Below are 4892 nucleotides of genomic sequence, written 5' to 3'. Positions count from 1 at the left end.
GGGGGGCTCCGGCGCCCCCCGGGGCGCGCCCCCGCGCGCCGGCGGTGGTCCGACGAGGCGGACTGCGTCGTCGCCGCCGGTGGATTTCCCGCCGCGCGGCTGACCGGCGCCTATGGCGTCGCGCCGCACCGTGTCGCCGTCGTGCCGAACGGCGTGGACCTCGACCGCTTCCGCCCGCTGCCGCCCGATCCGGCGCGGCGCGCGGCGCGCGGCCACGCGGGGCGGCGCGTCATCCTCGCGCCCACCCGGCGCGTGCCGCGAAAGGGCGTGGACCGGCTGATCGGCGCGATGCCGGCCATCCGCGCCCGCCATCCGGCGGCGATCCTTCTGGGCGTCGGCGACGGCCCGCAGCGCGCGGCGCTGGATGCGATGGCGCAGGAAGCGGGCGGGGCGGAGAGCGTGCGCTTCGCCGGCCCGGTGCCGGCGGCGGAGATGCCCGCCCTTTATGCGCTGGCGGAGTTCGTCGCCCTGCCCAACCGCGCCGAGCCCGGCGAGAGCGACGGCACACCGCTCGTGTTCCTCGAAGCCAATGCCTGCGGCCGGCCGGTGATCGGCGGCCGCGCCGGCGGCACCGCGGAGGCGGTGCAGGATGGGATCAACGGCCTTCTGGTGGATGGCGAGGATTCCGGCGCGATCGCCGCCGCCGCGCTGCGCCTGCTGGACGATCCCGCTTTCGCCGCGCGCCGCGCCGCGGGCGGGCGGGCGGCGGCGCCGGCGGCGGGCTGGACGGCGCGCACGGAGCAGTTCCTGGCGCTCTGCCGGCCCGGCATGGCGTCGCGCGCGCCCGTGGAGTAGGTGCAGGCGCCATGACCCAGCCGCGCATCGAGGTCGTGATCCCGGCCTACAACGCCGCGCCCTTCCTGGGCGCGACGCTGGAAAGCATCGCCGCGCAGACCGTGCCGCCCGCGCGCGTGACGGTGGTGGACGACCGCAGCACCGACGGCACGGCGGAGGTCGCGCGCGCGGCGGCGGCGGCGCTGGCCGACCGCATCGCGATCCGCGTGCTGCCGAATGCCGGACCGCAGGGCCCCTCGGCCGGGCGCAACCCCGCCATCCGCGACAGCGACGCCGAGCTGATCGCGCTGCTCGATTCCGACGACCTGTTCACGCCGATCCACCACGCCGCGCTGCTCGGCGCGCTCGGCGCGGCGCCCGATGCGGTGCTGGCCTTCGGCGACAATACGCTGTTCCGCGGGGATGAGGTGCTGGTGCCGAGCCTGCTTGCCGAGAGCGGCCTCGCCGCCCTGCCGGCGCAGGAGGTCGCGCCCGGCGTCTTCACCCTCGGCGACCGCATCTTCGCCGAGCTGCTGCGCACCACGCCCTTCTGCACCTCGGCCTGCCTGTTCCGCCGCGAGGCGGCGCTGGCGGCCGGGCTGTTCGACGAGACGATGATGTACAGCGAGGACCAGGACTTCTTCATCCGCCTCGCGCTGCGCGGCCGCTTCGTGTTCACGCGCCAGCACGTGACGCAGAAGCGCGTGCACGAGACGAACCTCAGCCACGCGCGCAACACGCTGCGCTTCTGCAAGGGCACGGCGGAGGCGGGGGCGCGGCTGGCGCAAGGCGGCCAGCGGCTCTCCCCGGCGCAGCAGGAAGCCGTGGCGGCGGCGCTGCGCCCGGCGCTCGGCGGCTACCTCTACCACGCCTCGCGCGCCGGAATCGGCGCCTGGTGGCAGGCGGCGCGGCGGGCGGCGGCGAGCGGCGAGGCCGGGCTGGCCGCGCAGCCCCGCCACCTGCTGCGCGCCGCCTTCAGCCGCTTCCTCTGATACCCGGCTCACGCCTCCCGGTAGTCGCGCTCCAGGCCGGCGACGATCTCGTCCCAAAGGAAGCGCCCGGCCCAGGCCTTGCCGGCGGCGCCCATCGCGGCGCGCTCGGCCGGCGCCTCCGCCAGGCGCCGCATCGCCGCCGTCAGCGCCTCGACATCGTTCAGCGGGATCAGCAGGCCGGTGCCCTCCGGCACCACTTCCGGCACGCCGCCGATCGCCGTGCCGATCACCGGCACGCCGTAGCGCATCGCCTCGATGAACGGCATGCCGAAGCCCTCGTAGCGCGAGGGCATCACGAACACGTCGGCGCCGGCATAGGCCGCCTCGAGCGTCGCCTCGTCCACCAGCCCCAGCACGCGGATCGCGTCGCCGAACTCGGCCTCGAGCGAGGCGCGCGTGGCATCGGAGACCCGTCCCACCACCTCCAGCCGCCAGCCCGGGCGGCGCAGCCGCGCGAAGGCGGTGCGCAGCAGGTCGAAGCCTTTACGGTGCTCGTCCACGCGGCCGACGAAGAGGAACACCGCCTCCTCCGGCGGGCGTGCGGGCCGGGCCAGGTCGCGCGGCGGGTCCACGCCGTTCGGCAGCACCGCCAGCCGATCCCGCCGCGCCTTCGGGTATTCGGCGAGGAAGGGCGCGTCATCCAGCCGGGTCAGGTGGAAGATCCGGCGCGCGCTGCGGATCGGCAGGGCGTTCAGCGCGTGCAGCAGCCGGTATTGCGCTTCCTGCCCCGGCTGCATGTCCGGGTGGTAGTGCGGCGAATAGAAGAAGCGCCGCCGCCGGGTCCAGGCATACCAGGCCGCGCCGAAGGCCCAGGCGGGGGCGGCGATCTGATGGGCGTGCAGCACCTCCGGCCCGATCCGGCGCAGCGTCGCGACCAGCCCCTGGATCACCAGCCCGCCATTGTTGAGGTAGGTCCAGCGCCAGTTCGGCTTCGCCACCCGCACCGGCAGGCGGTGGATGGTGAAGCCTTCCATCTCCTCGCGCGCCGGCACGCCGTCGAAGCGGCCGGTCGGGTAGCGCAGGAAGGAGGTGACGACATGCACCTCGTGGCCGCGCCGCGCCAGGTGGCGGGCGTGGTTCAGCATCACCTTCTCCACCCCGTCGAGCTGGGGGAAGAAGAACGGGCCGACGATCGCGATCCTCACCCTGGCTGCGCTCCGCGCCGAACGGCTGAGGGTTCTACAGCGGCGGCGCGGCGGTGCAATGCGGGGCTTGTTGCGGCGGCGTCCCGGTTGCCCGGACCGGCGCCATGCAGTATCGGCTTGCGCGTGTCGGACGACCCCGCGGTGACGAGAGTGGCATGGCGAATTCCATGATGCGGCCTTTGCGGGCGATGGTCCGGCGCGGGATCGAGGCGGCGGGCCTCGTCACGCTGCCGCTGGCCGAGTGGCAGCGGCTCCGCCAGGGCCTGACGCTGCGCAAGGTGCATCGCGGCGACGTCATCGAGATCGAGGCGCTCTACCGCAGCTTCGTCTTCCCCGACCTGCCGCGCGATCCCGCCCGGGCGGACATCCTGCACGACCTGCATGGCACCACGGTGGGGGAGGCGATCCACATCGTCCACTACCTGCATCGCGCGCTGCAGGTGCCCGGCGATATCTGCGAGTTCGGCTGCAACGAGGGCGCCACCTCGCGACTTCTGGCGCACGAGATCTTGCCGCATGCCGCGCGCCGGCTCTGGCTGTTCGACAGCTTCGAGGGCCTGCCGCCGCCGAGCGAGAAGGACCGGCTGATCGACGATGTCGCCGGCTTCGGCAGCATGGCCGCCTACCAGGGCGACATGCGCGCGCATGAGGACCAGGTGCGCGACAAGCTCGCCATGGTGCCCTTCCCGCCGGAGCGCACGCGCATCATCAAGGGCTGGATCGACAAGACGCTGGCCACTGCCGATGTGCCGGGCGAGGTCGCCTTCGCCTATGTGGATTTCGACTTCTACGAGCCGATCCGCCTGGCGCTCGAATTCCTCGACGGGACCATGCCGCCCGGCGGCTTCGCGGTGGTGGACGACTACGGCTTCTTCTCCGAGGGGGCGCAGCTGGCCGTGGACGAGTTCGTCGCGGCGCGGCCCGCGCGCTGGCGGATGCTGATGCCGCATCCGGCGGCCGGGAAGTTCTGCATCCTGGAGCGCCTGGCCGGCTGAGACCCGCGATGGGCGGAGGGGCGTCAGCCCAGCCGGTCCTCCACGGCGGCGCAGAAGCAGTGGTACATCACGAGATGGACCTGCTGGATCGCCGGGGTGAAGCGCGAGGGCACCGCCAGCAGCACGTCGCAGAGCGCCGCCATCCGCCCGCCGCCGGCGCCGGTCATGCCGATCGTGGTCATGCCGCGCGCGCGCGCCGCTTCCAGCGCCAGCACCACATTGCGCGAATTGCCGGAGGTGGAGAGGCCGAGCAGCACGCCGCCCGGCTCGCCATAGGCCTCCACCTGCCGCGCGAAGACCGTCTCATAGGCGTAGTCGTTGCTCCATGCGGTGAGCACCGCCGGGTTGGAGGACAGGCAGATCGCCTTGATCGCCCGGCGTTCCTTCAGGAAGCGGGCGACGAGCTCGCCGACGATGTGCTGGGAATCGGCGGCCGAGCCGCCATTGCCGCAGACCAGCAGCGACCTGCCGGCGGCCAGCGCCTCGCAGGTGGCCGCCACGGCCCGCTCCATGGCCGCGTCCAGCCCGGCCGCGCGCGTGGCGGCGAGCAACTCCCCGGCCTCCTGCAGCCAGCGGTCGAGATCGGCCTCAGCCATCGGTGCTCCCTGCAGCGACGCGCGGCAGCGATGGACGAAACCGCGGCGGGAGTCTAGGCGCCGCACATGCCGCTCCAGGGTGCCCTGACCAGCCTGCTGCTGCCGCCGCTGCTGCTGGTGCTGTTCGTCGTCGCCGCGGGCCTGCTGGCGTGGCGCGGGCGGCGCATCGCCGGCGCGCTGGCGGCGCTGGCGGCGCTCGCGCTGCTGCTGCTCGCCACGCCCTTCGCCGCCGGCATGCTGACCTATGCCCTGGAGCGGCAGGCCGCCCTGGCCGCGCCGCCGGGCGCCCCGCCGCCGGGCGCCATCATTGTGCTCGGCGGCGAGATGGCCTCCGGCGCCGGCGCGCCCGAGGGCGGGGCCCAGACCCAGGAACGGCGGCCGGGCCGGGGG

The 4892-nt window shown here is 74.4% G+C and carries 6 protein-coding genes; 4 read left to right on the top strand and 2 right to left on the bottom strand.

Features of this window, described 5'->3' with window-relative positions; genetic code table 11:
* Together AC1MIR_RS25670 and AC1MIR_RS25665 are read left to right on the top strand one after the other, a co-directional pair.
* Nucleotides 1-795: glycosyltransferase family 4 protein (locus tag AC1MIR_RS25670; RefSeq protein ID WP_480031015.1), on the top strand; the 795-nt coding region annotated here is incomplete at its 5' end.
* A gap of 11 nt (nt 796-806) precedes the next feature.
* Nucleotides 807-1766, top strand: a complete 960-nt coding sequence (locus AC1MIR_RS25665) for a glycosyltransferase family 2 protein (RefSeq protein WP_480031014.1) — start codon at nt 807-809, stop codon at nt 1764-1766.
* Nucleotides 1767-1774: 8 nt separating this feature from the next.
* On the opposite strand, the gene AC1MIR_RS25660 is transcribed toward AC1MIR_RS25665, so the two are convergent.
* A complete protein-coding gene (locus AC1MIR_RS25660; protein WP_480031013.1) occupies nt 1775-2911 on the bottom strand; it encodes a glycosyltransferase family 4 protein in 1137 nt (378 codons plus the stop codon).
* Between the two features lie 155 nt (nt 2912-3066).
* Here AC1MIR_RS25660 and AC1MIR_RS25655 point away from each other — a divergent pair, with 155 nt between their 5' ends.
* Nucleotides 3067-3906, top strand: coding sequence for a TylF/MycF/NovP-related O-methyltransferase (locus AC1MIR_RS25655; RefSeq protein ID WP_480031012.1), 840 nt, complete (start codon nt 3067-3069; stop codon nt 3904-3906).
* 23 nt (nt 3907-3929) lie between these two features.
* Here AC1MIR_RS25655 and AC1MIR_RS25650 read toward each other — a convergent pair whose 3' ends face one another.
* Nucleotides 3930-4502 carry a D-sedoheptulose-7-phosphate isomerase gene (locus AC1MIR_RS25650; RefSeq protein WP_480031011.1) on the bottom strand — a complete coding sequence of 191 codons (573 nt, stop codon included), beginning with the start codon at nt 4500-4502 and terminating at the stop codon, nt 3930-3932.
* 66 nt (nt 4503-4568) lie between these two features.
* Here AC1MIR_RS25650 and AC1MIR_RS25645 point away from each other — a divergent pair.
* The coding region (locus tag AC1MIR_RS25645) for a hypothetical protein (protein ID WP_480031010.1) at nt 4569-4892 on the top strand (324 nt) is incomplete at its 3' end.

Source organism: Falsiroseomonas sp. RANM36 (assembly GCF_056682175.1).
The sequence above is the reverse complement of the archived record's forward strand: the minus strand, read 5'-3'. Positions and strand labels throughout refer to the sequence as shown.

Bases quoted from the DNA above. Each gene is read 5' to 3' on its own strand.
- AC1MIR_RS25665 (WP_480031014.1), top strand. From the start codon at position 807: ATGACCCAGCCGCGCATCGAGGTCGTGATCCCGGCCTACAACGCCGCG.
- AC1MIR_RS25655 (WP_480031012.1), top strand. From the start codon at position 3,067: ATGGCGAATTCCATGATGCGGCCTTTGCGGGCGATGGTCCGGCGCGGG.
- AC1MIR_RS25650 (WP_480031011.1), bottom strand. From the start codon at position 4,502: ATGGCTGAGGCCGATCTCGACCGCTGGCTGCAGGAGGCCGGGGAGTTG.